We start from the raw sequence: 25,106 nt of genomic DNA, 5'->3' as shown, positions 1-25,106 counted from the left end.
CCCCCCTACAGGAGGCGATGACGCGGTGACGACGCTTCACACTGGGCCGGACTCCCCTTACGACGTGCTGGGCATCGGCTTCGGCCCGTCCAACCTCGCGCTCGCGATAGCGCTCCACGAACACGGCGCGACCGCACGCCAGGACACTGGACTGCGCGCCGGATTCCTGGAGCGGCAACCGCGGTTCGGGTGGCATCGCGGCATGCTCATCGACGACGCCACCATGCAAGTGTCCTTCCTCAAGGACCTGGTGACGATGCGTGACCCCACCAGCGACTTCAGCTTCCTGTGCTATCTGCGCGACCGCGGGAGGCTGGTCGACTTCCTCAACCAGAAGACGCTCTTCCCGCTGCGCATCGAGTTCCACGACTACTTCGAGTGGGCCGCCGCCCGCGTCGGCCACCTCGTCGAGTACGGCGCCGAGGTGGTCTCCGTACGGCCCGTCACCGAGGCCGGAGAGGTCCGCTGGTTCGACGTCACCAGCCGCGATCCCGCGGCGCCCGAGCGCACGACCGTCCGCCGCACCCGCACCCTGTGCGTGGCCACCGGCCTCGAACCGCACCTGCCGCCCGACGCGGTGCTGTCCGAACGCGTCTGGCACACCAGCGAGTTACTGCCCCGGGTGGACCAACTCCTGCGCGACCGCACGCCCGTTCGCCGTGCCTTCGTGCTCGGCGCCGGCCAGAGTGCCGCCGAGGCGGTCGACTATCTGCACCGCAGCTTCCCCGAGGCCGAGATCTGCTCGGTGTTCGCCAAGTACGGCTACACCCCGGCCGACGACAGCCCGTTCGCCAACCGAATCTTCGACCCCGAGGCCGTCGACGTGTTCTACGGCGCGCCGCCCCAGGTGAAGCGGTCGCTGCACGACTACCACCGCGGCACCAACTACTCCGTGGTCGACATGGAGTTGATCGAGTCGCTGTCGCGGACCATGTACCAGGAGAAGGTGCAGGGCAGACAGCGCCTGCGGATGCTGAACGTCTCCCGCATCCGGGAGGTCGCGAGCGACGCGGACGGCCTGCGGGTGACGGTGGAGTTCCTGCCGACGGGCGAACGCCAGGTGCTCGGCTCCGATCTCATCGTCTACGCCACCGGCTACCAGCCCCGGGGCATCGGCGACCACCTCGGCGAGATCGCCAAGCTCTGCCTGCGCGACGACGAGGACCAGCTCCGCGTCGGACGCGACCACCGGGTGGAGACCGCCGCGCACGTCACCGCGGGCATCTACCTCCAGGGCGGCACCGAGCACACCCACGGCCTCACCTCGACCCTGCTGTCCACCACCGCCGTACGCGCCGGGGAGATCTGCTCCTCCCTCCTCGCGCAGAACGCGGGCAGCCTCCGGGAGTAGACCCGACCCGTGCGTCACCTCGCCGCCGGCACGCTGCTGCCGGTCAACCCGACGCTCGCCGTCGCCCTCGTCGTCCTGCTGCTCGTGGCCACCGCCGTGGCCGCCGTCTTCCGGCTCTCGCCGGACGAGTCGTACGGACGGGCCCGTGAGGTCGTGACGGCGGGCGTGCGGGCGGCCCTGCAACTGGCGGCGGTGTCCCTGGTGATCGGCTGGGCCGTCCACCACACCGCGGCCCTGCTCGGGTTCCTGTTCGTCATGTTCGCCGTCGCCACCCGCACCGCGGGGCGGCGCATCACGCCGAACGGCACCTGGCGGTGGGCGGTGCTGCCGATCGCGGTTCCGGTGGTCCCGGTCGTCGCCGCCCTGGTGCCGGCCGGTCTGCTCACCGTGCCCGGCATCGCCGTCGTGCCGGTGACCGGCATCCTCATCGGCGGCGCGCTCACCGCGACCGTCCTCGCCGGGCGGCGGGCGCTGGACGAGGCCGCCGGGCGGTCCGGCGAGATCGAGGCCGCGCTGTCGCTGGGCTTCCCGGACCGCGACGCCCACCTCGAAGTGGTCCGCGGCGCCGCCTCCGACGCGCTGCTGCCCGCCCTGGACCAGACCCGCACGGTCGGTCTGGTCACGCTGCCGGGCGCGTTCGTCGGCATGCTCCTGGGCGGCGCCTCCCCCGTGCCGGCCGGCACCGTCCAGGTCTTCGTGCTCATCGCCCTGCTGGCGGTGGAGGCGCTGTCGGTGGCCCTGACCGTCGAACTCGTCGCCCGCCGCAGGCTCCACCGGCAAGGCCCCTAACGGCGGCTGCGGACCAGCAGATACAGGAAGTACGGCGTGCCGATCACCGCGGTCACCATGCCGGCGCCGAGCTGTGCGGGCGCGATCACGGTACGGCCCAGCAGATCCGCCGTGCCCACCAGGGCGGCGCCGAGCAGGACGGCCACCGGGACCACCCGGGCGTGCGGCCGGCCCACCAGGGCGCGGGCCGCGTGCGGGGCGACCAGTCCCACGAAGCCGATCGTGCCCGCGGCGGCGACGGCGGTGGCGCTCAGCAGCACCCCCAGCACGAGGAAGCCGAGGCGCCCGCGGGCCAGGTCCATGCCCAGCAGCCGGGGGGTGTCCTCGTCGAGGGAGACCAGGTCCAGTTCCGCGCGCCGCAGCACCGCGACGACCACGCCCAGCACGACGACGACCGCGAGCGGCACGACGTCCGGCAGGGTGCGGCCGTACGTCGAACCGGACAGCCAGGTCAGGGCCTTGACCGCGTTGAACGGGTCGGTGAGGACGATCAGCAGGCTGATCAGCGCGGTGGCGGCGGTGGCCACCCCGATGCCGACGAGCACCAGCCGGTTCTGCTGGAACCCGCCCCGCGCGGCGAGGCCGAAGACGACGACGGCGCTGACCGCCGCGCCCGCGAACGCCGCGCCCGCAAGGCTCCACGACCCGGCCAGCGGCACGGTCGTCACCAGGAGCACGGCGCCCAGCGCGGCCCCGCCGGAGACGCCGAGCACGGCGGGCTCGGCCAGCGGGTTGCGGGTCACGGCCTGGATGAGCGTCCCGGACAGGGCGAGGGCGGCCCCGGCGAGCAGCGCGGCCAGGACCCGGGGCATCCGGGTGTCCAGCACGAAGGAGACGGTCTGCCCGGCCCTGCCCTGCGCCCAGTTGACGACGTCACCGAGCAGCAGCTTGGCGTCGCCCAGCAGCAGGGCGGCGATCGTCACGCCGACGAGCACGACCGCCAGGAGGGCCGTGACGGTGAGGAAGACGGCCCGGCTCCTGATCCGCAGCCGGTCGGGGGCGGCCGAGGCGGCGGTGTCCTTCAGCCGTACGGCCATGACGACCAGGAAGACGGCGCCGACGAGGCTGGTGACCACGCCGGTCGGCACCGCGACCGCGAGGTCCGCCGGGACCAGGGACCTGAGCAGCACGTCCGAGCCGAGGACCAGGGCCGCGCCGGCCAGGCCGGCGACCGGCAGGCTCCCGCGGGTCCGTGTGAAGGCCCGGTACCGGCGCGCGAGGGGCCTGACGAGGGCGGGGGCGCACAGGCCGACGAAGCCGATCGGTCCGGCCAGGGTGACGGCCGCGGCGGACAGCAGTGCCGCGAGCACGACCGCGGTGACCCGGGTGGCGCGGACCGGCACGCCGACGCCGCGGGCGGCCTCGTCGCCGAGCGCCAGCGCGTCGACCCGGCGGGCCACCAGCAGCAGCCCGAGCAGGCCCGCCAGGCCGAGAGGCGCCATCCGGACCACGCCGTCGAAGCCGTTCTGGCCGATGCTGCCCTGGTTCCACTGGTAGAGCCCGTGGGTCTCCTCCGGGAACAGCAGGAGCAGTCCTTCGGTGACGGCGTTGAGGCCGAGCATCAGGGCGGTGCCCGCGAGGACGAGGCGTACCGTGCCGGCGCCGAGCCCGGACAGGCCGAGCACGACGGCCGCCGCGGCGAGGCTGCCGAGGAGCGCGACCCCGGAGGAGGCGAGCAGCGGCAGCGAGACGCCGGTGACGGCCACCAGCCCGAGGGCCAGGTAGGAACCGGCGTTGACGGCGAGGGTGTCGGGGGAGGCGAGGACGTTGCGGCTGACCGCCTGAAGGGCGGCGCCCGCCATGCCGAGCATGGCGCCGACGAGGAGCCCCGCGGTCATCCTGGGCAGCCGGGAGGCGATGACGACGGAGGCGTCGGCGGGGTCGGCCTGTCCGGTGAGCGCCTTCCACACCTCGGACGCGCCGACGGCGGCGGTGCCCTGCGTGATGTCGACGACCGCGAGGGCCGTGACCAGCAGGACCAGGGCGGCCGTCACCGCGGCCGCGCCCGTCCGGGACGTGGCCGCCGACGGACGGGTGGCGGGGGTTGTCGCGGTGACGGCCATGGCGTTACTTCGTCAGCGCGGCGACGACGGAGTCGACATACTGGTTCATCGACTCGGGACCGCCGAACATCCAGATGCCGTCGTCCAGCCGGTGGACGTTGCCCTTCTTCACGAACGGCAGCGAGGTCCACACCTTGTCCTTGGCCAGGGCGCCGGTGAACGGGGTGCTGCTCTTGTCGCCGTCGTTGCCGATGTAGGCGAAGTGCACGTCGTCGCTGAGCTTGGTGAGGCCCTCGACGTCGGTGGCGCCCAGGCCGTAGCTCTCGTCGCCCTTGACGGTCCAGGCGTTCTTCAGGCCGAGCCGCTCGTTGACCGCGCCGATGAGGGAGCCGCTGGTGAAGGGGCGGATGGAGACCTGGTTGGAGATGTCGTAGCCGTCGGCGAAGGCGTACTCGGCGCCGGCGAGACCGGCGTCGGCGAGGGCCTTCTTGCCCTCGGCGAGCTTGGCGTCGAAGGCTTCCTTGATCTTGCCGGCCTGCTCGGTGGTGCCGGTGGCCTTGGCGAGCAGGTCGAGGTTGTCCGTCATGTGCCCGATCGGGTCGGCGGCGTCGGCGGACTTCACCTCGACCACCGGGGCGACCTCGCGCAGCTGCTTCACGGCGGCGGGCGGCAGGTCGGTGCTGGCGACGATGAGGTCCGGCTTCAGCGCGGCGATCGTGTCCGTGCTGGGCTCGCCGCGGGTGCCGATGTCCTTGGGCTCGTTCGTCAGCGGCACCGCCTGGTCCCAGGTCTTGTACCCCTTGACGTCGGCGACGCCGACCGGGTCCACGCCCAGCGATATCAGCAGCTCGACCTCGTGCCACTCGGTGCCGACGACCTTGGTGGCGGGTCCGTCGAGTTCGACCTTCGTCCCGGAGGCGTCGGTGAGGGTGATGCGCTCGGCGGTCTTCGTGGCCTCGGCGCTGTCGGCGGCGGGCTCGGTGGTTCCGCAGGCGGTCAGGGTGAGGGCCGCGGCGGTGGCGGCCGCCGCGGTGAGGAGGAGGCGTCTCATGAGGGTGTGCTGAGCCTTTCGCTTCGCTGGTGGTGTCGGCCGATCGCGCGGGTGCGCAGCCGGCCGGTGAGGGGGTCGGTGTCGACGTCGATGCGGATGCCGTAGGTGTCGGTCAGCCGCTCGGCCGTCAGGACGTCTTCGGGGAGTCCGTCCGCGACGATCCGGCCCTGGTGCAGCAGGACGATCCGGTCGGCGAGGGCGGCGGCCTGGTCCAGGTCGTGCAGGACCGCGCCCACCGCGATCCCGTGGTCGTCCGCGAGGTCGCGGACCAGGTCGAGCAGTTCGATCTGGTACCGCAGGTCGAGGTAGGTCGTGGGCTCGTCCAGGAGCAGTACGCCGGTCTCCTGCGCGAGGCAGCTCGCGAGCCAGACCCGCTGGAGCTGTCCGCCGGAGAGGTGCTCGGCGCCGCGCTCGGCGAGTTCGGCGACCCCCGTCATGGCCAGCGCGCGGTCCACCGCGGCCGGCCCGTCCGGGTCCGCCCTGCCCCAGCGGCCCCGGTAGGGGTAGCGGCCGAACTCGACGACGTCCCGTACGGTCAGCCCGCTCGGGGTGGGGCGCCCCTGGGTCAGCAGGGCCACCCGGCGGGAGAACTCGCGCGGGGACAGCGCCAGACCGTCGGTGCCGTCGACGACGAGGGTGGCGGTCCTGGGCCGCTGCAACCGCGCGATCGTCCGCAGCAGCGTCGACTTCCCGCTGCCGTTCGGCCCCACCAGCACGGTCACCTGGCCGGGCCGCAGGGTCACGGCCGCGTCGTGCACGACGTCCACGCCGTCGTAGGCCACGGTGACGCCGGTGGCCGACAGTTCATGACCGCGGGCCGTCACGGCCGCGGGGATCTCTTCGCTTGATCGCACGGACAGAGGTTAGCCTAACCTAAATTCGATCTTCACGGGGGCCGGTGCGGCCGGCCGGTTCGGCCGCGGCAGGTAGGCTTGCCCAGGTCATCGGACCGGCTGTCCGCCGCGTCGGGGCCGACGAAGCCCCCGTGCGCCGCCCGGTCGTCGCATCGCCGCCCCCCTGACCGGTCGTGCGGTGCGCCCCGTATCCCTCTTCCGTCGCGTGCCCGCCCCTGCTGCCGGGTGTGCCCGAGCACGACAGGTTCCCCTCGTCTTGTCCTTCTCCGTACTGTCGCCGGCCGCGTGGCTGCGCGGCTCCCGACGTCCGTCGTGGCTGTCCGACCCGAAGGTGCTGCGCACCGAGGTGCTGGCCGGTCTGGTGGTCGCCCTCGCGCTGATCCCGGAGGCGATCTCCTTCTCGATCATCGCCGGGGTCGATCCGGCCATCGGGCTGTTCGCCTCGTTCACCATGGCCGTCACCATCGCCGTGGTCGGCGGCCGGCCGGCCATGATCTCCGCCGCCACCGGCGCCGTCGCCCTGGTCATCGCCCCGCTCAACCGCGAGCACGGCTTCGGCTATCTCGTCGCCGCCGTCATCCTCGCCGGCGTCATCCAGATCGTCCTCGGCTCGCTGGGCGTGGCCAGGCTGATGCGGTTCGTGCCGCGCAGCGTGATGGTCGGCTTCGTCAACTCCCTGGCGATCCTGATCTTCATGGCGCAGGTCCCGGAGCTGACGGACGTGCCCTGGCCGGTCTATCCGCTGCTCGCCGCGGGGCTGGCGCTGATGGTGTTCTTCCCGCGGGTCACCACGGTGATCCCGGCGCCGCTGGTCTCCATCACCGTCCTGACCGTCCTCACCGTCGCGGCCGGGATCGCGGTGCCGACCGTGGGCGACAAGGGGGAGCTGCCGTCCGCGCTGCCGGTGCCCGGCCTGCCGGACGTGCCGTTCACCCTGGACACGCTGACGACCATCGCTCCGTACGCGCTGGCGATGGCGCTGGTCGGCCTGATGGAGTCGCTGATGACCGCCAAGCTGGTGGACGACATCACCGACACCGCCTCCTCCAAGACGCGCGAGTCCGTCGGCCAGGGCGTCGCCAACATCGTCACCGGGTTCTTCGGCGGCATGGGCGGCTGCGCCATGATCGGCCAGACGATGATCAACGTACGGGTCTCCGGCGCCCGCACCCGTCTGTCGACGTTCTTGGCGGGCGCGTTCCTGATGGTGCTGTGCATCGTCTTCGGGCCGGTCGTCTCCGACATTCCCATGGCGGCCCTGGTCGCGGTGATGGTCATGGTGTCGGTCGCCACCTTCGACTGGCACTCCGTCGCCCCGAAGACGCTGCGGCGGATGCCCGTCGGGGAGATCACCGTCATGGTGGTCACGGTCGCGTGCGTGGTCGCCACCCACAACCTCGCCATCGGCGTCGTCGCCGGCTCGGTCACCGCGATGGCCGTCTTCGCCCGGCGCGTCGCCCGGCTCGCCGAGGTCACCGCCGTCACCGACCCCGACGGCGGCAGCGTGGTCTACCGGGTGACGGGCGAGCTGTTCTTCGCCTCGTCCAACGACCTCGTCGGCCGCTTCTCCTACGCCACCGACCCGGAGCGCGTGGTCATCGACCTGTCCGCCGCGCACATCTGGGACGCGTCCTCCGTCGCCGCCCTGGACTCGGTCGAGGCGAAGTACGCCCAGCGCGGCAAGCGGGTGGAGATCACCGGCCTGAACGGGCCCAGCGCCCACCTGCACCAGCGGCTCAGCGGGGAACTCACCGGCGGCCACTGACCGACGTGGTTCCGGTGCCGCACACCCTGCCGGTGCCCGGCACCGGAACCATCCGCGGTGCTCCCCGCGAGCCATCGTGCCCGACCGGCCACCGCCCGCGCACTGCCGGTTCCCGGCAATGTTCGTACGGGTTCGGATGCCGGGCCGAGAGCGCGGCGCGAACCGACCGCGCGGCCAGTGCCGTTGAGCCTGTCCGGCTAGGTCAGCCGAAGAAGCTCAGCCGTACCTGCCGATTGGGGTTGTCCTTGTTCGTGTCCACCAGGCACACCGACTGCCAGGTCCCCAGTTCCAGGCGCCCGTTCAGCACGGGGAGCGTCGCGTGCGGGGGCACGAGGGCCGGGAGGACGTGGTCGCGGCCGTGGCCCGGGCTGCCGTGGCGGTGCTGCCAGCGGTCGTCGGCCGGGAGCAGGGTGTGAAGGGCGGCCAGGAGATCGTCGTCGCTGCCGGCGCCGGTCTCGATGACGGCGATGCCGGCCGTGGCGTGCGGGACGAAGATGTTCAGCAGGCCGTCCCGGCCGCCGGCCGACTCCCGGAGGAAGGACTCGCAGTCGCGGGTGAGATCGATGACCGTCTCCGCGGTGCCGGAGGCGACCTGGAGAACTCGAGTGGTGAAGGCGTCTGACATGCCTTCCATCCTCCGTCATCCGACCGCCGCCGCGGCGCCGACGCGTCCCTGTCCCCGGCGGGCGGCAGCGGCTCGGGAAGATCTCCGGCCCCGGTGGAGTTGGTGGAAGCGTGAACAACACCGAGGCAGTCGTCATAGGCGCCGGGCAGGCGGGGCTCGCCGGCGCCTATCACCTGCGGCGCGCCGGGTTCGTGCCGGAGCGTGACTTCGTCGTGCTGGACCATTCCCCCGGCCCGGGTGGCGCCTGGCAGTTCCGGTGGCCTTCGCTGACGTACGGCAAGGTGCACGGGATGCACGCGCTGCCCGGCATGGAGCTGACCGGGGCCGATCCGGCGCGGCCGTCCGCCGAGGTGATCGCCGAGTACTTCGCCGCCTACGAGCGCGCCTTCGACCTGCGGGTACGGCGGCCGATGGACGTGCGGGCGGTGCGCGAGGGCGAGGGCGGGCGGCTGCTCGTGGAGACCTCGGCCGGGGTCTGGTCGACCCGGGCACTGATCAACGCCACCGGCACCTGGGACCGCCCGTTCTGGCCGCGCTATCCCGGTCAGGAGGGCTTCCGCGGGCGGCAGTTGCACACCGCGCAGTACCCGGGGCCCCAGGAGTTCGCGGGGCTGCGGGTGGTCGTCGTGGGCTCAGGCGCGTCCGGGACGCAGCACCTGCTGGAGATCGCCCCGTACGCGGCCGCGACCACCTGGGTCACCCGGCGGCCCCCGGTCTTCCGCGAAGGCCCCTTCGACGAGGAGGCGGGCCGGGCCGCGGTGGCGCTGGTGGAGGAGCGGGTGCGGCAGGGGCTGCCGCCGAAGAGCGTGGTGTCGGTGACCGGGCTGCCGCTCAACGACGCGATCCGGCAGGGACTCGCGGACGGCGTGCTCGACCGGCAGCCCATGTTCGACCGGATCACTCCGGAGGGCGTCGAGTGGGCCGACGGCCGGCGCGTGCGGGCCGACGTCATCCTGTGGGCGACCGGTTTTCGGGCCGCCGTCGACCATCTGGCACCGCTGAAGCTGCGCGAGCCGGGCGGCGGGATCCGGCTCGAGGGGACCAGGGCGGTCGCCGACCCGCGGATCCACCTCGTCGGCTACGGCCCCTCGGCGAGCACCATCGGCGCCAACCGGGCCGGCCGCGCGGCCGTACGGGACATCAGGCGGCTGCTGGCCGCGGAGCAGCCGCTGGCCGCGTGATGCCCCGCCCGGTCACTTCGCCTTCGGCGAGCTCTGCTGGCTGCGGTTGAACTCGGCGACATTGCGCTGGTGCTCGGCGTAGTCGGCGGTGAAGCGGGTGTCGCCGGGCTTGACCGTGACGAAGTACAGCCAGTCGCCCGGGGTGGGACTGATCGCGGCACGCACCGCGTCCTCGCCCGGGTTGTCGATCGGGGTCGGCGGGAGCCCCATGCGCTGGTACGAGTTGTAGGGGCTGTCGATCCGGGTGTCGGCCTCGGTGGTCTTCAGCGTCGCCCGGTTGAGGGCGTAGTTGATGGTGGAGTCCATCTGCAGCGGCATGCCGCGCTCCAGCCGGTTGAAGACGACCCGGGCCACCTTGCCCATGTCCGCCTTGGTCGCCGCCTCGGCCTGGATGATGCTCGCGATGGTGACCGCCTGGTAGACGTTCATGGCGTTGCGCTGCGCGCCCGCGGCGATCGGGGCCCCGTTGAACTTCTTGTTGGCGGTGTCGACCATGTACGACAGCAGTTGCTCGGGCGTCGCCTTCTTGCCGTTCCGCTCCAGCGGGTAGGTCGCCGGGAAGAGATAGCCCTCCGGGTTGCCCTCGGCGTCGTTCGGCAGTTTCAGATTCGCCTTCGCCAAGGACTTCTTGGTGCTGCCCGCGGGCAGGGCGAGCGCCTTGTCGACGGCCTCGTAGATCTGGCCGGCCCGCCAGCCCTCCGGGATCACCAGGGTGGTGGGCTTCTTCTCCTCCTCGCCGCCCAGGCTGAGCAGCGGCACCGCCACGGCGGTGCCGGCCACGACGGCCCCGGTCGCGATGAGGACGAGTCGGCCCCGGCGCGTCAGTCGGATCGTGTTCCGTGACGGAGTGTTCATCTGCATGCGGGCACGGTAACCCGCTAAAGCTCACAAACCCGGCATATCTTCATCTTGTCGGCTCCAGTTGGGCGTCCCGGCGGACCAGCGCCGCGTACCGCCCGTCCCGCCCCAGCAGTTCCTCGTGCGTGCCGCGTTCGACGGCCCGTCCGGAGTCCAGGACGACGATCTGGTCGGCGCCCCGGATCGTGGACAGCCGGTGCGCGATCGTGAGCGTGGTGCGGTCGGCCGAGAGCGCGTCGATGGCCTCCTGCACGGCCCGTTCGGTACGGGTGTCCAGGGCGCTGGTCGCCTCGTCGAGGATCAGCACCGGGGGGTCGCGCAGGATGGTCCGGGCGATGGCCAGGCGCTGCTTCTCACCGCCGGAGAAGCGGTGACCGCGCTCGCCGACCACGGTGTCGTACCCCTCGGGCAGCGACGCGATGTGGTCGTGGATCTGCGCCGCCCGCGCCGCCTCGTGCAGTTCCTCGTCGGTGGCGTCCGGCTTGGCGAAGCGCAGGTTGTCGGCGACCGAGGCATGGAAGAGGTACGTCTCCTGCGAGACGACGCCGACCGCCCGGGCCAGGGTGTCGAAGTCCAGGTCGCGGACGTCGACTCCGTCGAGGGTGACCCGGCCGCCGGTGACGTCGTAGAGCCGCGGCACCAGGTGACCGAGCGTGGACTTGCCCGCGCCGGTGGGGCCGACGACCGCGAGACTTCCACCGGCGGGGACGGCGAGGTCGACGCCGTCGAGGATGGGGGCGCCCTCGTCGTCGTAGCGGAACTCGACGTTCTCGAAGCGGACCTCGCCCCTGATCTTGTCGAGGCGGACCGGGCGTTCGGGCTCGGTGATGTCGATGGGCAGGTCGAGGTATTCGAAGATGCGCTGGAACAGGGCGAGCGAGGCCTGGATCTGGACGCCGGTGCCGAGCAGACTGACGGCCGGGCGGAACAGGCCCTGCTGGAGCGAGACGAAGGCGACGATCGTGCCGATCGAGACCTCCGGGCCGCTGAACTTCAGGGCCAGGCCCGCGGTCCAGTAGATGACGGCGGGCATCGCGGCCATGACGATCGTGATCACGGCCATGCGCCAGCGGCCGGCCATGTTGGAACGCACTTCGAGGTCGACAAGGCCCTCGGACTCCACCGCGAAGGACTGCGTGAGCGAGTCGGAACGGCCCATCGTGCGCCCCAGCAGGATGCCGCTGACGGAGAGCGACTCGGTGACCGTGGCGGCCATCGCGGCCATCTGCTTCTGGCGCTGGGTGGTGATCTTCTTGCGTTCGTTGCCGACCCGGCGGCTGATCCACACGAACACCGGGAGCAGCAGCAGCGAGACCGTGGTCAGCCGCCAGTCGAGGACGAGCATCGCGGCGATCGTGGCGACGACGCTGGTGAAGTTGGCGACCAGCGAGGTGGCGGTGGAGGTGACGGTGGCCTGCATGCCGCCGATGTCGTTCGCGATCCGGGACTGCACCTCGCCGGTGCGGGTCCGGGTGAAGAAGGCCAGCGACATCCGCTGCAGGCGGCCGTAGACGGCGGTGCGCAGATCGTGCATGACGCGCTGGCCGACGGTGGTGGAGATCAGGGTCTGCAGGACGCCGAAGACGCTGGTGAGGACGGCGCTGAGGATCATGCCCAGGGCGAGCAGGCTGAGCAGCCCGGTGCGGCCCTCGGGAATGGCGACGTCGAGGATCGCCTTCAGCAGGAACGGCGTGGCCACGGACACCAGCGAGGCGGCACCGACCAGCAGGCCGACGACGGCGAGGCGACCGCGGTAGGGGCGGAACAGACGCAGGATGCGGCGCACCTGCCGGGGCTGCTGTGCGGCCTCGGTCGGCGGTGTCCAGACGGGTTCGCGATCGGGATGCATGGGCTCCTACGGAGGGGTGAGACGGGACTGACGGAGCTTAGCTCATTGTTACCTATGCTCACAATGAACTACGTCCTGATATTGTTCCCGTATGACCACCCCAGATCCCGACGGCACGCTCGCCGAGCAACTGCTGCGGTTCACCCGGCGTGTGCACCGGATCCAGAAGCGGCACATCGAGCAGTCCGGACTGGGCGTCACCCCGGCCCAGTCCAGGCTGCTGCGCACCCTCGCGCACTACCCCTCGCCGCCCCGGATGGCCGACCTCGCCGAGCGTCTCGAAGTGGTTCCGCGGGCCGTCACCTCGCTGGTCGACGGCCTGGAGGCGAGCGGCAAGGTGCGCCGGGTGCCGGATCCGACGAACCGGCGGGTGATCCGGATCGAGCTCACCGAGGACGGGGTCAAGGCGCTGCGGGCACTGCACGGGGCACGCCGCTCGGCGGCCCAGGAGATCCTCGCGCCGCTCACGGACGGCCAGCGCGAGGTGCTCGGCGGGCTGTTGGACACCCTGGTGGACGGGGTCAACCGCTGCTGAGCGCCGGGGGCGGACGGTGATCCGACGCGCTGTCGTTCAGCAGCCTGTCGTTCAGCAGCTCTCCCGATCCTCCGTCAGTACGCCCTGGTCGGTGGCCAGCTTGCGGTCGTAGCAGCCGCCGGGCACGTGTGAGCCGTACAGCCGGTAGCGCTCGCTCGACGTGCCCACCGCGCGGCGTCGGTCGCGCGGCACGTTCACGGTCCAGGTCGCGTCACCGGCGTAGGTGTCGTCCAGTCCCGACCAGGCGGTGCGCCGCCCGTCGCGCGTGGTGACGGCCGACGCCCGGTCGCCGAGGCGCAGCACGGTGCGCAGCCGGTCGTCCGCGCCGAGCGTGGTCGTGCCGTCCATCGTGTATGTCCGGTCCGTGCGCATCGTCCTGGCCGGTCCGGGTCCGTCGACCGTCACCGACTCGTCGTCGCGCCAGGTGGCGTCGAGTGCGTCCATGGTCTCGCCGTCGGTCCAGCGATGGACGGAGGTGTGCGCCAGTGACCTGCGGACGGTGGTGGTCACCCGGCCGTGCGAGGTGTCGACGTATCCGGCGACGGCCGGCCGGTGCCCGCTCTCGGTGTCCACCCGGTGCTCCGAACCGGACGTGTACGTCGAGCAGTTGGCGAGGCCCTGGTCCCGGTGCGCGGTGAGCGCGCCGGTGACGCGGGCGCGGCCCTCGTCCTGCCGGACCAGGATGTCGACGGGGGCACTCCAGCCGGGCCTGCCTTCGGGCAGTCCGGCGACGGAGACCTGGGTGTCGTGCGGGCAACCGCCGTTGAGGATCCCGGCGAACGGCGTCAGGTCGTAGGTGATCGGCCGGACGTCGGAGGCGCACGGTCCGGGAACGACGTACCAGAGGAAGGGATGGGACCAGCCGCCGGTCCACACGTGCGGGAAGGGCGCGGCGACACCGGCCAGTCGGCCGTCCACCCTGGCCTGGACGGCAAGGTCAAGGGCCGTCAGTACGACCGCCTCGGCCACGTCAGCGTGGGCGGAGTCGAGATCTTACGCACCTCGATCCCGCAGCCCTCGCCGGACGGCATCGCATGGTCCGTCGAGAAGGACGTCACACAGCACGACCTTGTTCCAGCGGTCGCCGCAGTCGGCGGGCGGGGTGTACGTGCCGCGGTACGGCGTGAATCGGAGCGGAGACGGGAGGGGTACGGGAGGCGTGCGGGCGGGTCGGCCAGCCGTGGGTCCCGCGGCTGCCGGAACCTCTGGGTCCGGTGGGGTCCCAGGGGACAGCCGGATCGTTTCGGCTGTGCGGAAAAACCGGTTGCCCCCGACCACGCTGCGACGCGAACCTGTCACGGTTTGCTGCCGCAGCGCGCGGTGCCCGCCTCTCCGCCCCCGACCCGAGCCACTGGGACGTCATGCAGATTCAAGACCTTCCGTATCCCGACCCAGGCGTCCCGGACGCCCGCTCGGGACCCCGCTTCCTGTGGTGGCTCTTCCGGAACCAGCTGGGCGGACAGCTGAAGGCGCTGGCCTGGGGCCTGGTGCACTTCGTGTCCGTCGCCTCGCTGCCGTTCTGCGTCGGACTCGCCATCCAGGCCGTCGTGGACCGCTCCGGCAGCCGGCTCGCCCTCGCCGGCGGACTGCTGGCGGTCGCCTGCGCCGGCAACGCCCTCGGCGACACCTTCCTGCACCGGGCCGCCGTCACCAACTGGATCGTCGCCGCGGCCCGCGTCCAGCAACTGCTCGCCCGCAAGGCCGCCCTGCTCGGCTCCGCGCTGACCCGGCGCGTCGCGGCCGGCGAGGTCGTCGCCGTCTCCACCGGTGACGTCGAGCGGATCGGCTGGTTCGTGGAGGCCGTCTCCCGGTTCACCGCGGCCGCGGTCACCATCGTGCTGGTCTGCGTCGGCCTGGTGCTCTACCAGCCCGCGCTCGGCGTGATCGTCGCCGTCGGCCTCCCGGTCCTGGCGCTGGCGGTGCTGCCGCTGCTCCCCCGGGCCACCCGGCGTGCCGACGTCCAGCGCGAGAAGGCGGGCCGCGCCACCGAACTGGCCTCCGACACTGTCGCGGGGCTGCGCGTGCTGCGCGGCATCGGCGGCGAGGAACTCTTCCTCGACCGCTACCGCAGCGCTTCCCAGGAGGTCCGGCACGCCGCCGTGCGCAGCGCCCGGATGTGGGCCCTGATCGCCGCGATCCAGGTCCTGCTGCCCGGCCTGCTGCTGATCGCGGTGGTCTGGTACGGCGTCCATCTCGCCCGCGACGGCCGCATCGCCGTCGGTGAACTGGTCACCGCCTACAGCTCGATCATGCTGCTCACCTACCCTCTGCGGCACTTCGAAGAGATCGCCATGGCCTACTCCTTCTCGCGCCCCGCGGCTCGGCGGGCCGCTGGGGTGCTGTCACTGGAGCGAGCCGTCGACGACCGGGGCACCGCCGGGTCGCGCGCGGCGGACCTGCCGTCGGGTGACCTGTACGACCCGGCCACCGGACTGCTCGTGCCCGCGGGCCGGTTCACCGCCGTGGTGTGCGGCGACCCGGACGCGGCGGGACGCCTGGCCGAACGGCTCGGCGGCCACCCCTCCGAGGCCGGCACATCGGTCCTGCTGGGCGGAGTACCGCTGGACGAACTGCCGCTCGGCACCGCCCGCACGGCCGTCCTCGTCCAGGACAAGGACCCGGTACTGCTGTCCGGCACCCTGCGCGAACTGCTGGACGTGCCCAACTCGGGCGCGATCGGCTCGGCACAGGCGCTGGCGGCGGCCCAGTGCGCGGATGTGCTGGCCGCGCTGGCCCAGGGCTCGCTCGACGCCGCGGATCCGATGGACGCGCTCATCACCGAGCGCGGCCGGTCCCTGTCCGGCGGCCAGCGCCAGCGCCTTGCTCTGGCCCGGTCGCTGGTGACGGACCCGGAGGTGCTCGTCCTCGACGAACCCACCTCCGCCGTGGACTCCCACACGGAGGCGCGGATCGCGGACGGCCTCCGGGAACTGCGCGCGGGGCGCACCACCGTGGTGTTCACCTCCTCGCCGCTGCTCCTGGACCGGGCCGAACGGGTCGTCCTCGTCCACGACGGCGAGGTCACGGCGGTCGGCGAACACCGGGAGCTGCTGCACAAGGAGCCGCTGTACCGGGCCGTGGTGACGCGGGAGACGGACGAGGAGACGGCACTGCGGGAGGCTGCGGGGGCGGACGGGGACGGTGGGCCGGACACCGGGGCCGGTTCCCGACCGGACACCGGGCTGGGCACCGGGGTCGATTCCCGGCCGGACACCGGGCTGGGCACCGGGGTCGATTCCCGGCCGGACGCGGGGCTCGCCCCCCGGCTGGACTCGCGGCCGGACACCGGACCGCACCCTCGGCCGGACGGGGATGCGAGGCAGGAAGAGGATGCGCGGCAGGACGCGGATGCGAGGCGGGGCCGCGGTTCCCGGCTCGGGGGCGACTCCCCGCTGGCGGGCGCCGCACGGCTGGACGCACGGGAAGAAATCGAGGAGAGCGCATGATCGGCGTCGCGCCACCGGCCTACGACCCCGCCGCCCCGACGACGGCGAACACCCTGCCCGTCGGCGCCCCGGCCACCGTAAGGGACTACGTGACCGAACTGTTCCGCCGGCACCGCCGGTCCTTCCTGCTCCTGATCGCCGTCAACACCGCCGCCGTCGTGGCCTCCATGGCCGGGCCGTGGCTGCTCGGCGGGCTGGTCGAGCGGGTGTCGGACGGGGCCCGTGAGCTCCATCTGGGGCTCACCGTCTCGCTGTTCCTGGTCGCACTCGTCATCCAGGCGGTGTTCGTCCAGCAGGTGCGGCTGCGCGGCGCGATACTCGGCGAGCGGATGCTGGCCGACCTGCGCGAGGACTTCCTGGTCCGGTCCGTCGGACTGCCGCCCGGCGTGCTGGAACGCGCCGGGACCGGCGATCTGCTGTCCCGGATCACCACCGACATCGACCGGCTCGCCAACGCCATGCGCGAAGCCGTGCCCCAGCTGGCCATCGGCGTCGTGTGGGCGGCCCTGCTGCTGGGCGGACTGGTGATCACCGCGCCGCCCCTGGGCGCCGCGGTGCTGGTCGCCGTACCGCTGCTGGTCGTCGGCTGCCGCTGGTACTTCAAGCGGGCGCCCGCCGCCTACCGCTCGGAAGCCGCCGGCTACGCGGCCGTCGCCGCCGCCCTGGCCGAGACGGTGGACGCCGGCCGCACGGTCGAGGCCCACCGGCTCGCCGACCGCCGGATCGAACTGTCCAAGCAGCGGGTGCGGGAGTGGACCGCCTGGGAGCGCTACACCCTCTGGCTGCGGTCGGTGCTCTTCCCGGTCATCAACGTCACCCATGTCACCGTCCTCGGCTCGGTCCTCATGCTCGGCGGCGTGTTCGTGCTCCAGGGCTGGATCGGGGTCGGTGAGCTGACCACGGGGGCGCTCATCGCGCAGATGCTCGTCGACCCGGTCGGCCTGATCCTGCGCTGGTACGACGAGCTCCAGGTCGCCCAGGTGTCGCTGGCCCGCCTCGTCGGGGTCCGGGACATCGAGCCGGACGCCGGGGACGCCTCGCTCGCTCCCGACGGACGTGACGTCCACGCCGACCGGGTGCACTTCGGCTACCTCGAAGGCGTGGACGTCCTGCGCAAGGTGTCCCTGGAGGTGGCCCCCGGCACCCGGCTGGCACTGGTCGGCCCTTCCGGCGCGGGGAAGTCCACGCTGGGGCGGCTGCTCGCCGGGATCTACGCGCCCCGTAAGGGCCGCATCGCCCTCGGCGGCGCGGAGCTGTCCCGGATGCCGGCCGAGCGGGTCCGCGAGCATGTGGCCCTCGTCAACCAGGAGCACCACGTCTTCGTGGGCTCCCTGCGCGACAACCTGCTGCTCGCCCTGCCTCACTCGCGTCTGCCGTCGAAGGCGGGGGTGGCGGACGACGCCGTCGACGCCGAGCTGTGGGCGGCGCTCGGGGCGGTCGACGCGGACGGCTGGGCCCGCGCGCTCGACGACGGCCTGGACACCGAGGTCGGCTCGGGCGGCTTCGCACTGACCCCGGCGCAGGCGCAGCAGATCGCCCTGGCCCGGCTGGTGCTGGCCGACCCGCACACGCTGGTCCTGGACGAGGCGACGTCCCTGCTCGACCCACGGGCCGCCCGCCATCTGGAACGCTCGCTGGCCCGCGTCCTGGAGGGCCGCACGGTGGTGGCCATCGCCCACCGCCTGCACACCGCCCACGACGCCGACGTCATCGCCGTCGTCGAGAACGGCCGCATCAGCGAGCTGGGCAGCCACGACGAACTGGTCGCGGCGAAGGGCGCCTACGCGGCGCTCTGGCAGTCCTGGCACGGCTGAGACCACCAGCCGGGCCCGGGCCGTCGGTGCCGGGTGCACCCGTCCCGGGCCGGAGGGAACGCCCCTCCGGCCCGGTACGGCGCCCGACGACCGATCCCTCCCGCCCCGGAGCTGTGCCGTTGCGCGGGGGTGAAAAGGGGTGGAAGGGTGGATAGCGGCACCGGTTCGGGGAGCACCCGGGAAGCATGCGGCACGCGTCGGGCGCAACCAGTGCCCCGCGCGCCGGCCTGTCGCCGATCGCGGTGACGACGGGCCCGTCCCCACCACCTGGAGGTACCCGTGAACAGCGCCGACGGATGGGGGGACGACGTCTACCAGCCCGACGCGTCCGAGATCCAGGACGACGCGGGGCTGCTCGACGCCGAGGACACCCTGGACAACGACGGCGTCGACGATCCTCTCGACCGCGGCTGGTCCCCGCCGGAGCGACCATGGGCGGTGGAGCACAACGGTGTGACGGCCGCGGAGCGCCACCAGGGCGAGACCCTGGACCAGCGGCTCGCCGAGGAGCTGCCCGATCTCGTCACCCCCGACGGCGACGGCCTCGGCGACTGCGAGGGCACCGACGGCGAACTGCTGGACAACGAGGTCGGCGCCGTCCGCTCCGGCCGCCTCGTCGCCCCCGACGAGGGCGCCCACGAGGACGAGGAACCCGCGCTGGTCGCCACGGACGTCGGCATCGACGGCGCCGCGGCCTCGGCCGAGGAGGCCGCCATGCACATCGTCGACGAGGAGTCCCTGTCCGGCTGACGCAGCCGTCAGGACAGCCCACGAGGAGCCGCCATGCAGCAGGACAAGCACCCCGACTACCAGCCGGTCGTCTTCCGGGACCGCGCCGCCGGCTACGCCTTCCTCACCCGGTCCACCGCGACCAGCGGCGAGACCATCGAGTGGGACGACGGCGAGACCTACCCGGTCGTGGATGTGGAGATCTCCTCGGAGAGCCACCCCTTCTACACCGGCAAGGCACGCACGGTGGACTCGGAGGGCCGGGTCGCCCGCTTCGAGCGCCGCTACGGCGGGGCAGGCGCCGAAGGAACCTGACCCGCAAGGGCCTGGCTCGCTCAGATCACGTTGAGGGCCGCGGCACCGCCCACGCCGCCGAGCAGCATGAACGCCGGCATCAGCACCTTCAGCTCCACCCAGCTGCCCGCCCGGAACCGCAGGACCTTCGGCGGCCCGATCGGGTACCAGCGCTTGCGGCCCAGCGGGATCGGCCACAGGATCGGGCAGCCCGACACCGTCAGCGCGTCCCCGATGTCGTGCACCAGCGCCCCCAGCGCGATCGGCAGCCCGAGCCACAGATACTCCTGGCCCGGCTCCGTGAACAGCCAGTCCGCGCCGTTGCCCGGCTTGGCCAGCACCCCCGCCAGGATCCAGGCGCTGGTCGCCCCCAGCAGCCAGACCAGGACATCGCTGCCGGATCCCCGCGTCGCCCGCCACAGCAGACCCTCGATGGCCAGCACCACGTGCGCGAAGAGGATCCCCAGCACCGCCCACCGCCCACCGTTGACCGCCAGCGCAGAGGCGCCCGCACCGATCAGGACCGCCCACAGCCAGGTGTGCGTGAGCGTGCGGTGACCGCCGGAGCGGCGCGGGTCGCCCTGCTTCTTGGTCGCCTTGTAGACGGCGTAGGAGAGCTTGTCGACGATCTCGCACAGCCCACGGGAGAGCGGACCGAAGGCCCGGGAGATGGTGGCCGCCTTGTGATCGAGGTCCGGGGCCAGCGCAGCACCGGCACAGACCAGTGCGCCGACCAGCACGACGGGCCAGGGCATCGGGCGCCCGGTCGCGGCGGCAGCCGCCCCGACGCCCAGCCAGGCGGCGGCGCCCGACAGTGAGTGTGCTGGTCCCATCATGGCCGTTGCCCGCCCCATTCCTCGTGTGCCGCTGTCCAGTTGACGGAGTGCGCCGACGTGTCGTCGGCGACACAGCGTAGCGTTCGTGATCTTCGTGCGGGCAGCCGATTCCCTCGTCGGCCAGGACGACAGGCAAGATGGGTGGGTGACCCTCATCGATCAGCTGCCGCCGACCCCCGACCCCGACGCCCTCTACGAAGCCTTCGAGTCGTGGGCGCAGGAGCGCGGTCTGACTCTCTACCCCCACCAGGAGGAGGCGCTGATCGAGGTGGTGTCCGGCGCGAACGTGATCGTGTCGACGCCCACCGGCTCCGGCAAGAGCATGATCGCGGCGGGTGCCCACTTCGCCGCCCTCGCCCGGGACGAGGTCACCTTCTACACGGCCCCGATCAAGGCGCTCGTGTCGGAGAAGTTCTTCGAGCTGTGCAAGCTCTTCGGCACCGAGAACGTCGGCATGCTCACCGGCGACGCGTCGGTCAACGCCGACGCCCCGGTCATCTGCTGCACCGCCGAGGTCCTCGCCTCGATCGCGCTGCGCGACGGCAAGCACGCCGACGTCGGCCAGGTCGTCATGGACGAGTTCCATTTCTACGCGGAGGCGGACCGCGGCTGGGCCTGGCAGATCCCGATCCTCGAACTGCCGCAGGCGCAGTTCGTGCTGATGTCGGCCACGCTCGGCGACGTCTCGATGTTCGAGCAGGACCTCACCCGGCGCACCGGCCGCCCCACGGCCGTGGTCCGCTCGGCGACCCGTCCCGTACCCCTGTCCTACGAGTACAAGTTCACGCCGCTCACGGAGACCCTGACCGAGCTGCTGGAGACCAAGCAGGCGCCGGTCTACATCGTGCACTTCACCCAGGCCCAGGCGGTGGAGCGCGCGCAGGCGCTGATGAGCATCAACATGTGCTCGCGCGAGGAGAAGGACCGGATCGCCGAGCTGATCGGCAACTTCCGCTTCACCACCAAGTTCGGCAGCAACCTCTCCCGCTACGTCCGGCACGGCATCGGCGTCCATCACGCGGGCATGCTGCCCAAGTACCGCCGCCTGGTGGAGAAGCTCGCCCAGGCCGGCCTGCTGAAGGTCATCTGCGGCACGGACACGCTGGGCGTGGGCGTCAACGTACCCATCCGCACGGTGCTGTTCACGGCGCTGACGAAGTACGACGGCAGCCGGGTCCGCACGCTGCGCGCCCGTGAGTTCCACCAGATCGCGGGCCGCGCCGGCCGTGCGGGCTTCGACACGGCGGGCTTTGTCGTCGCCCAGGCGCCCGAGCATGTCATCGAGAACGAGAAGGCACTCGCCAAGGCAGGCGACGACCCGAAGAAGCGGCGCAAGGTCGTCCGCAAGAAGGCGCCCGAGGGCTTCGTGGGCTGGACGGAGAACACCTTCGACAAGCTCATCTCCTCCGATCCCGAGCCGCTGACGTCGCGTTTCCGGGTGACGCACACCATGCTGCTGTCGGTGATCGCCCGGCCCGGCAACGCCTTCGAGGCGATGCGGCATCTGCTGGAGGACAACCACGAGCCGCGCAAGCAGCAACTGCGGCACATCCGGCGCGCGATCGCCATCTACCGCTCGCTCCTGGACGGCGGCATCGTCGAGAAGCTCGACCAGCCGGACGCCGAGGGCCGGATCGTGCGGCTCACCGTCGATCTGCAGCAGGACTTCGCGCTCAACCAGCCGCTGTCCACCTTCGCGCTGGCCGCGTTCGAGCTGCTGGACCCGGACTCGCCGTCCTACGCCCTGGACATGGTGTCCGTCGTGGAGTCCACCCTGGACGACCCGCGGCAGATCCTCGTCGCCCAGCTGAACAAGGCCAAGGGCGAGGCCGTCGCCGCGATGAAGGCCGACGGCGTCGAGTACGAGGAGCGCATGGAGCGCCTCCAGGACATCAGCTACCCCAAGCCCTTGGAAGAGCTGCTCTTCCACGCGTACGACACGTACCGCAAGAGCCACCCCTGGGTCGGCGACCATCCGCTGTCGCCGAAGTCGGTCATCCGCGACATGTACGAGCGGGCCATGACCTTCACGGAGTTGGTGTCCCATTACGAGCTGGCCCGCACCGAGGGCATCGTGCTGCGCTACCTGGCGAGCGCCTACAAGACCCTCGACCACAACATCCCGGACGATCTGAAGTCCGAGGACCTTCAGGACCTGATCGAGTGGCTGGGCGAGATGGTCCGCCAGGTCGACTCCAGCCTGCTGGACGAGTGGGAGCAGCTCGCCAACCCCGAGGTGATGACCGCGGAGGAGGCCCAGGAGAAGGCCGACGAGGTCAAGCCGGTCACCACCAACGCGCGTGCCTTCCGCGTCCTGGTCCGCAACGCCCTCTTCCGCCGTGTCGAACTCGCCGCGCTCGACCAGGTCGAGGAGCTGGGCGAGCTGGACGCCGACGCCGGGTGGGACGCGGACGCCTGGGGCGAGGCCATGGACAAGTACTGGGACGAGTACGACGACCTCGGCACCGGTCCCAACGCCCGCGGCCCGAAGCTGCTGGTGATCGAGGAGGAGCCGGCGAACCGGCTGTGGCGCGTCCGCCAGATCTTCGACGACCCGAACGGGGACCATGACTGGGGCATCAGCGCGGAGGTCGACCTCACGGCCTCCGACGCGGAGGGCCGCGCGGTGGTCCGCGTCACCGACGTAGGCCAGTTGTGAGCACAGGAGAATCCCACCCATGACGACGAATCCGGCCGAGAAGCTCGTCGACCTGCTCGACCTGGAGCAGATCGAGCTCAACATCTTCCGCGGCCGCAGCCCCCACGAGTCCCTCCAGCGGGTCTTCGGCGGCCAGGTGGCGGGCCAGGCACTGATCGCCGCCGCGCGGACCACGGACGGCGACCGTCCGGTGCACTCGCTGCACGCGTACTTCCTGCGCCCGGGCCGGCCCGGTGTGCCGATCGTGTACCAGGTCGAACGGGTGCGGGACGGACGGTCGTTCACGACCCGCCGGGTCACCGCCGTGCAGCAGGGCCGCACGATCTTCAATCTCACCGCCTCCTTTCACAAGCCTGAGCAGGGAAGCTTTGAACACCAGCTGCCACCGGCCCGGGAGATCCCGGACCCGGAGTCGCTGCCGACGGTCACCGACGAGATCCGGGAGCATCTGGGGGCACTGCCGGAGCAGTTGGAGCGGATGGCGCGCCGCCAGCCCTTCGACATCCGCTATGTGGACCGGCTGCGCTGGACGCCCGAGGAGATCAAGGACGCCGAGCCGCGCAGCGCGGTGTGGATGCGGGCGGTCGGCCCCCTCGGCGACGATCCGGTCGTGCACACCTGCGCGCTGACCTACGCCAGTGACATGACCTTGCTGGACGCCGTGCGCATCCCGGTCGAACCCCTCTGGGGGCCGCGGAGCTTCGACATCGCGTCGCTGGACCACGCGATGTGGTTCCACCGGCCGTTCCGCGCGGACGAGTGGTTCCTGTACGACCAGGAGTCGCCGATCGCCACGGGCGGGCGCGGTCTGGCCCGCGGGCGGATCTACGACATCCAGGGACGGTTGCTGGTCTCCGTCGTCCAGGAAGGGCTGTTCCGGCCGCTGTAGCTCAGACGCCTCTGCGACGCAGCCAGCCCAGCAGACCGTGGGGCGGGCGGGCTGCGTCGGGCACCGCGGTGGCCGGGCGGGGTTCGTCGGGCACCGCGGTGACCCGCTTTGCCGTGGGGCGCGGGGCGGGCCGGTGCTCGCGCGCCTCGTCCACGGCCCGCGCGAGGTCGGCCCGCAGCCAGCCGATCTCGTCGGCGTCGTCCGCCGTCATGATCTGCTCGCACAGGCGCGCGGCCGGTGATCCCGGTGCTCCGTGCACGGGCGGCCCGGGCCGGAAGCGGTGCAGATGGGAGCGGTCGTAGGGGTCGGTGACGACCTCCGCGATCTGAACGGGGTCGAGGAAGGCGGACACGGCTCCGGCCCGCTGCCACAGATCATCGGTCTGCCGCAGCAGGAATCCCAGATGGCGTCCGCGCCAGTTCCGCGGCCGCAGGTCCAGGCCGGCGTCCAGCTGGTCCCGCAGCCCTTCGGGGGTACGGGCCCTCAGCAGCGGCGTGTTCTTCTCGTCGGCCGCGAACTGCCGTAGCTCCTCGGCCAGATACATCCAGACCACGGCCCGGTAGCGGTTGAGGTAGTAATGCACGGGCACCACCAGGCCCAGGCGGGCCAGGCGCGTGAACCGGCCGGGCGGCACCTGCATCAGGGCCGCCCCTTCCGTGGTGCCGACCGCCTTCACCCGCTCCAGGAGCGTCTCGGGAAAACCGTGCGAGGCTCGCACCCGCTCGATCTCCGCCCGGTCGACGCGGCGGGCGCCGCCTCCCGCCGCGTCGGGCACGGTCCGGATCTGGTTGAGGTGGACCGCGAGGTCGAACTCGCGCCGCTTCAAACCCAGTTCCCGTGCGGCCCGCCCGGGTGTGCAGGACGTGCCGTGCTGTGGGGTGATGGTGTCGCCTGTCATCGTCGCTCTCCCCCGTGGAGTCCGATGCTCACGCTGTGTGCGTTCGCCGTGACAGAACCGTAGCCGCTGCGGCGGATCTCGGCGCGAGCCTGTGGATAACTCCGCGGAGCAGAGCAAACGTGCAGGTCAGAGGTCTGTGGGAAAATCTTGCTCCGGCTTTCGGGCGTCGACCGCGAGGTGCTCGCCGACCCGGTTGACGAGCAGCGTCATCTCGTACGCGATCTGACCGATGTCGGCCTCCGCTCCGCTGAGGACGCAGAGGCAGCTGCCGGTCCCCGCGGCGGTCACGAACAGCACCGCGTCGTCGAACTCCACCATCGTCTGGCGCACTCTGCCCGCGCCGAAGTGATGACCGGAGCCCTTGGCGAGGCTGTGCAACCCGGAGGAGACCGCCGCCAGATGCTCGGCGTCCTCGCGGCGCAGTCCCGTGCTCGCCCCCGTCACCAGCCCGTCGTTGGACAGGACCAGCGCATGCCGCACATGCTCCACACGCTCGGTCAGATCGTCCAAGAGCCAGCCCAGTCCCTGATTCTGCGCCATGTCCTGTCTCCCCGTGCGATGTCTCCCCCTTGGTCGAGGGGGTATCTGCTCGCCAGCCTCGCCGACGAGCCGGGCTCCGGCAAGGAGGACGGGGGCACGGCACAGAAGATGACCGACACGGAAGGTCCTGGCGCACAAGT

Annotated in this window: 20 protein-coding genes and 2 pseudogenes; 12 read left to right on the top strand and 10 right to left on the bottom strand. The window is 72.0% G+C overall.

Features of this window, described 5'->3' with window-relative positions; translation table 11 throughout:
* Positions 1–25 precede the first annotated feature (25 nt).
* Both ACWD11_RS23385 and ACWD11_RS23380 read left to right on the top strand, forming a co-directional pair.
* The gene (locus tag ACWD11_RS23385) at positions 26–1,351 is read left to right on the top strand and encodes a lysine N(6)-hydroxylase/L-ornithine N(5)-oxygenase family protein (protein ID WP_451285218.1); all 1,326 of its coding nucleotides are present in this window, start codon (positions 26–28) and stop codon (positions 1,349–1,351) included.
* 9 nt (positions 1,352–1,360) lie between these two features.
* Complete coding sequence (locus ACWD11_RS23380; RefSeq protein WP_451285216.1) at positions 1,361–2,140, top strand: ABC transporter permease; 780 nt, start codon at positions 1,361–1,363, stop codon at positions 2,138–2,140.
* On the opposite strand, the gene ACWD11_RS23375 is transcribed toward ACWD11_RS23380, so the two are convergent.
* From ACWD11_RS23375 to ACWD11_RS23365, 3 genes are read right to left on the bottom strand one after another with little or no spacing between them, the layout of a single operon-like run.
* A complete protein-coding gene (locus ACWD11_RS23375; RefSeq protein ID WP_389417685.1) occupies positions 2,137–4,203 on the bottom strand; it encodes an iron ABC transporter permease in 2,067 nt (688 codons plus the stop codon). The genes ACWD11_RS23380 and ACWD11_RS23375 overlap by 4 nt on opposite strands.
* A 4-nt stretch (positions 4,204–4,207) precedes the next feature.
* Positions 4,208–5,194: an ABC transporter substrate-binding protein gene (locus tag ACWD11_RS23370; protein WP_389417684.1), complete on the bottom strand. Its 987-nt coding sequence runs from the start codon at positions 5,192–5,194 to the stop codon at positions 4,208–4,210.
* Positions 5,191–6,048, bottom strand: a complete 858-nt coding sequence (locus tag ACWD11_RS23365; RefSeq protein ID WP_389417683.1) for an ABC transporter ATP-binding protein — start codon at positions 6,046–6,048, stop codon at positions 5,191–5,193. The genes ACWD11_RS23370 and ACWD11_RS23365 overlap by 4 nt, the downstream gene beginning before the upstream one ends.
* Before the next feature lie 271 nt (positions 6,049–6,319).
* On the opposite strand from ACWD11_RS23365, the gene ACWD11_RS23360 reads away from it, so the two are divergent.
* Positions 6,320–7,813 (top strand): SulP family inorganic anion transporter, encoded by a 1,494-nt coding sequence (locus tag ACWD11_RS23360; protein WP_451285250.1) that lies wholly within the window; start codon positions 6,320–6,322, stop codon positions 7,811–7,813.
* Positions 7,814–8,015: 202 nt separating this feature from the next.
* On the opposite strand, the gene ACWD11_RS23355 is transcribed toward ACWD11_RS23360, so the two are convergent.
* Positions 8,016–8,438, bottom strand: coding sequence for a secondary thiamine-phosphate synthase enzyme YjbQ (locus ACWD11_RS23355; RefSeq protein WP_389417682.1), 423 nt, complete (start codon positions 8,436–8,438; stop codon positions 8,016–8,018).
* A gap of 110 nt (positions 8,439–8,548) precedes the next feature.
* Here ACWD11_RS23355 and ACWD11_RS23350 point away from each other — a divergent pair, with 110 nt between their 5' ends.
* Positions 8,549–9,619 (top strand): NAD(P)-binding domain-containing protein, encoded by a 1,071-nt coding sequence (locus tag ACWD11_RS23350; protein ID WP_451285213.1) that lies wholly within the window; start codon positions 8,549–8,551, stop codon positions 9,617–9,619.
* A 12-nt stretch (positions 9,620–9,631) separates the two neighbouring features.
* On the opposite strand, the gene mltG is transcribed toward ACWD11_RS23350, so the two are convergent.
* Complete coding sequence (mltG, locus tag ACWD11_RS23345) at positions 9,632–10,480, bottom strand: endolytic transglycosylase MltG (protein WP_451285211.1); 849 nt, start codon at positions 10,478–10,480, stop codon at positions 9,632–9,634.
* Positions 10,481–10,523: 43 nt separating this feature from the next.
* Positions 10,524–12,326, bottom strand: a complete 1,803-nt coding sequence (locus ACWD11_RS23340) for an ABC transporter ATP-binding protein (protein ID WP_451285209.1) — start codon at positions 12,324–12,326, stop codon at positions 10,524–10,526.
* Between the two features lie 91 nt (positions 12,327–12,417).
* On the opposite strand from ACWD11_RS23340, the gene ACWD11_RS23335 reads away from it, so the two are divergent.
* Complete coding sequence (locus ACWD11_RS23335; protein WP_389417678.1) at positions 12,418–12,861, top strand: MarR family winged helix-turn-helix transcriptional regulator; 444 nt, start codon at positions 12,418–12,420, stop codon at positions 12,859–12,861.
* A 51-nt stretch (positions 12,862–12,912) separates the two neighbouring features.
* Here the strand turns inward: ACWD11_RS23335 and ACWD11_RS23330 are convergent.
* A pseudogene (locus ACWD11_RS23330) lies at positions 12,913–13,791 on the bottom strand (peptide-N4-asparagine amidase); the annotation flags it as partial.
* Here ACWD11_RS23330 and ACWD11_RS23325 point away from each other — a divergent pair.
* The 5 genes and pseudogenes from ACWD11_RS23325 to ACWD11_RS23305 all read left to right on the top strand — a co-directional run.
* Positions 13,786–13,926 (top strand): annotated as a pseudogene (locus ACWD11_RS23325) (peptide-N4-asparagine amidase); the annotation flags it as partial. The pseudogenes ACWD11_RS23330 and ACWD11_RS23325 overlap by 6 nt on opposite strands.
* A gap of 296 nt (positions 13,927–14,222) precedes the next feature.
* A complete protein-coding gene (locus ACWD11_RS23320; protein WP_451285207.1) occupies positions 14,223–16,307 on the top strand; it encodes an ABC transporter transmembrane domain-containing protein in 2,085 nt (694 codons plus the stop codon).
* The gene (locus ACWD11_RS23315; RefSeq protein ID WP_389417674.1) at positions 16,304–18,121 is read left to right on the top strand and encodes an ABC transporter ATP-binding protein; all 1,818 of its coding nucleotides are present in this window, start codon (positions 16,304–16,306) and stop codon (positions 18,119–18,121) included. Before ACWD11_RS23320 ends, ACWD11_RS23315 begins: the two co-directional genes overlap by 4 nt.
* Positions 18,122–18,400: 279 nt before the next feature.
* Positions 18,401–18,871 (top strand): DUF5709 domain-containing protein, encoded by a 471-nt coding sequence (locus ACWD11_RS23310; protein WP_451285204.1) that lies wholly within the window; start codon positions 18,401–18,403, stop codon positions 18,869–18,871.
* A 33-nt stretch (positions 18,872–18,904) separates the two neighbouring features.
* The gene (locus tag ACWD11_RS23305) at positions 18,905–19,165 is read left to right on the top strand and encodes a type B 50S ribosomal protein L31 (RefSeq protein ID WP_389417672.1); all 261 of its coding nucleotides are present in this window, start codon (positions 18,905–18,907) and stop codon (positions 19,163–19,165) included.
* Between the two features lie 20 nt (positions 19,166–19,185).
* Here the strand turns inward: ACWD11_RS23305 and ACWD11_RS23300 are convergent, their stop codons facing one another.
* Positions 19,186–19,980, bottom strand: coding sequence for a metal-dependent hydrolase (locus tag ACWD11_RS23300; RefSeq protein ID WP_451285202.1), 795 nt, complete (start codon positions 19,978–19,980; stop codon positions 19,186–19,188).
* Between the two features lie 145 nt (positions 19,981–20,125).
* Here ACWD11_RS23300 and ACWD11_RS23295 point away from each other — a divergent pair, with 145 nt between their 5' ends.
* Complete coding sequence (locus tag ACWD11_RS23295; RefSeq protein ID WP_389417670.1) at positions 20,126–22,639, top strand: DEAD/DEAH box helicase; 2,514 nt, start codon at positions 20,126–20,128, stop codon at positions 22,637–22,639.
* Between the two features lie 19 nt (positions 22,640–22,658).
* Positions 22,659–23,528, top strand: a complete 870-nt coding sequence (locus ACWD11_RS23290; RefSeq protein ID WP_389417669.1) for an acyl-CoA thioesterase — start codon at positions 22,659–22,661, stop codon at positions 23,526–23,528.
* A gap of 1 nt (position 23,529) precedes the next feature.
* Here the strand turns inward: ACWD11_RS23290 and ACWD11_RS23285 are convergent, their stop codons facing one another.
* Together ACWD11_RS23285 and ACWD11_RS23280 are read right to left on the bottom strand one after the other, a co-directional pair.
* A complete protein-coding gene (locus tag ACWD11_RS23285) occupies positions 23,530–24,426 on the bottom strand; it encodes a DUF6397 family protein (protein ID WP_451285199.1) in 897 nt (298 codons plus the stop codon).
* A gap of 126 nt (positions 24,427–24,552) precedes the next feature.
* Positions 24,553–24,966 (bottom strand): roadblock/LC7 domain-containing protein, encoded by a 414-nt coding sequence (locus ACWD11_RS23280; RefSeq protein WP_451285197.1) that lies wholly within the window; start codon positions 24,964–24,966, stop codon positions 24,553–24,555.
* Between the last annotated feature and the right edge of the window lie 140 nt (positions 24,967–25,106).

This window comes from Streptomyces sp. NPDC002776 (assembly GCF_053592195.1).
Note: the sequence above shows the minus strand (reverse complement) of the source record. Positions and strands in the feature narration are given on the sequence as shown.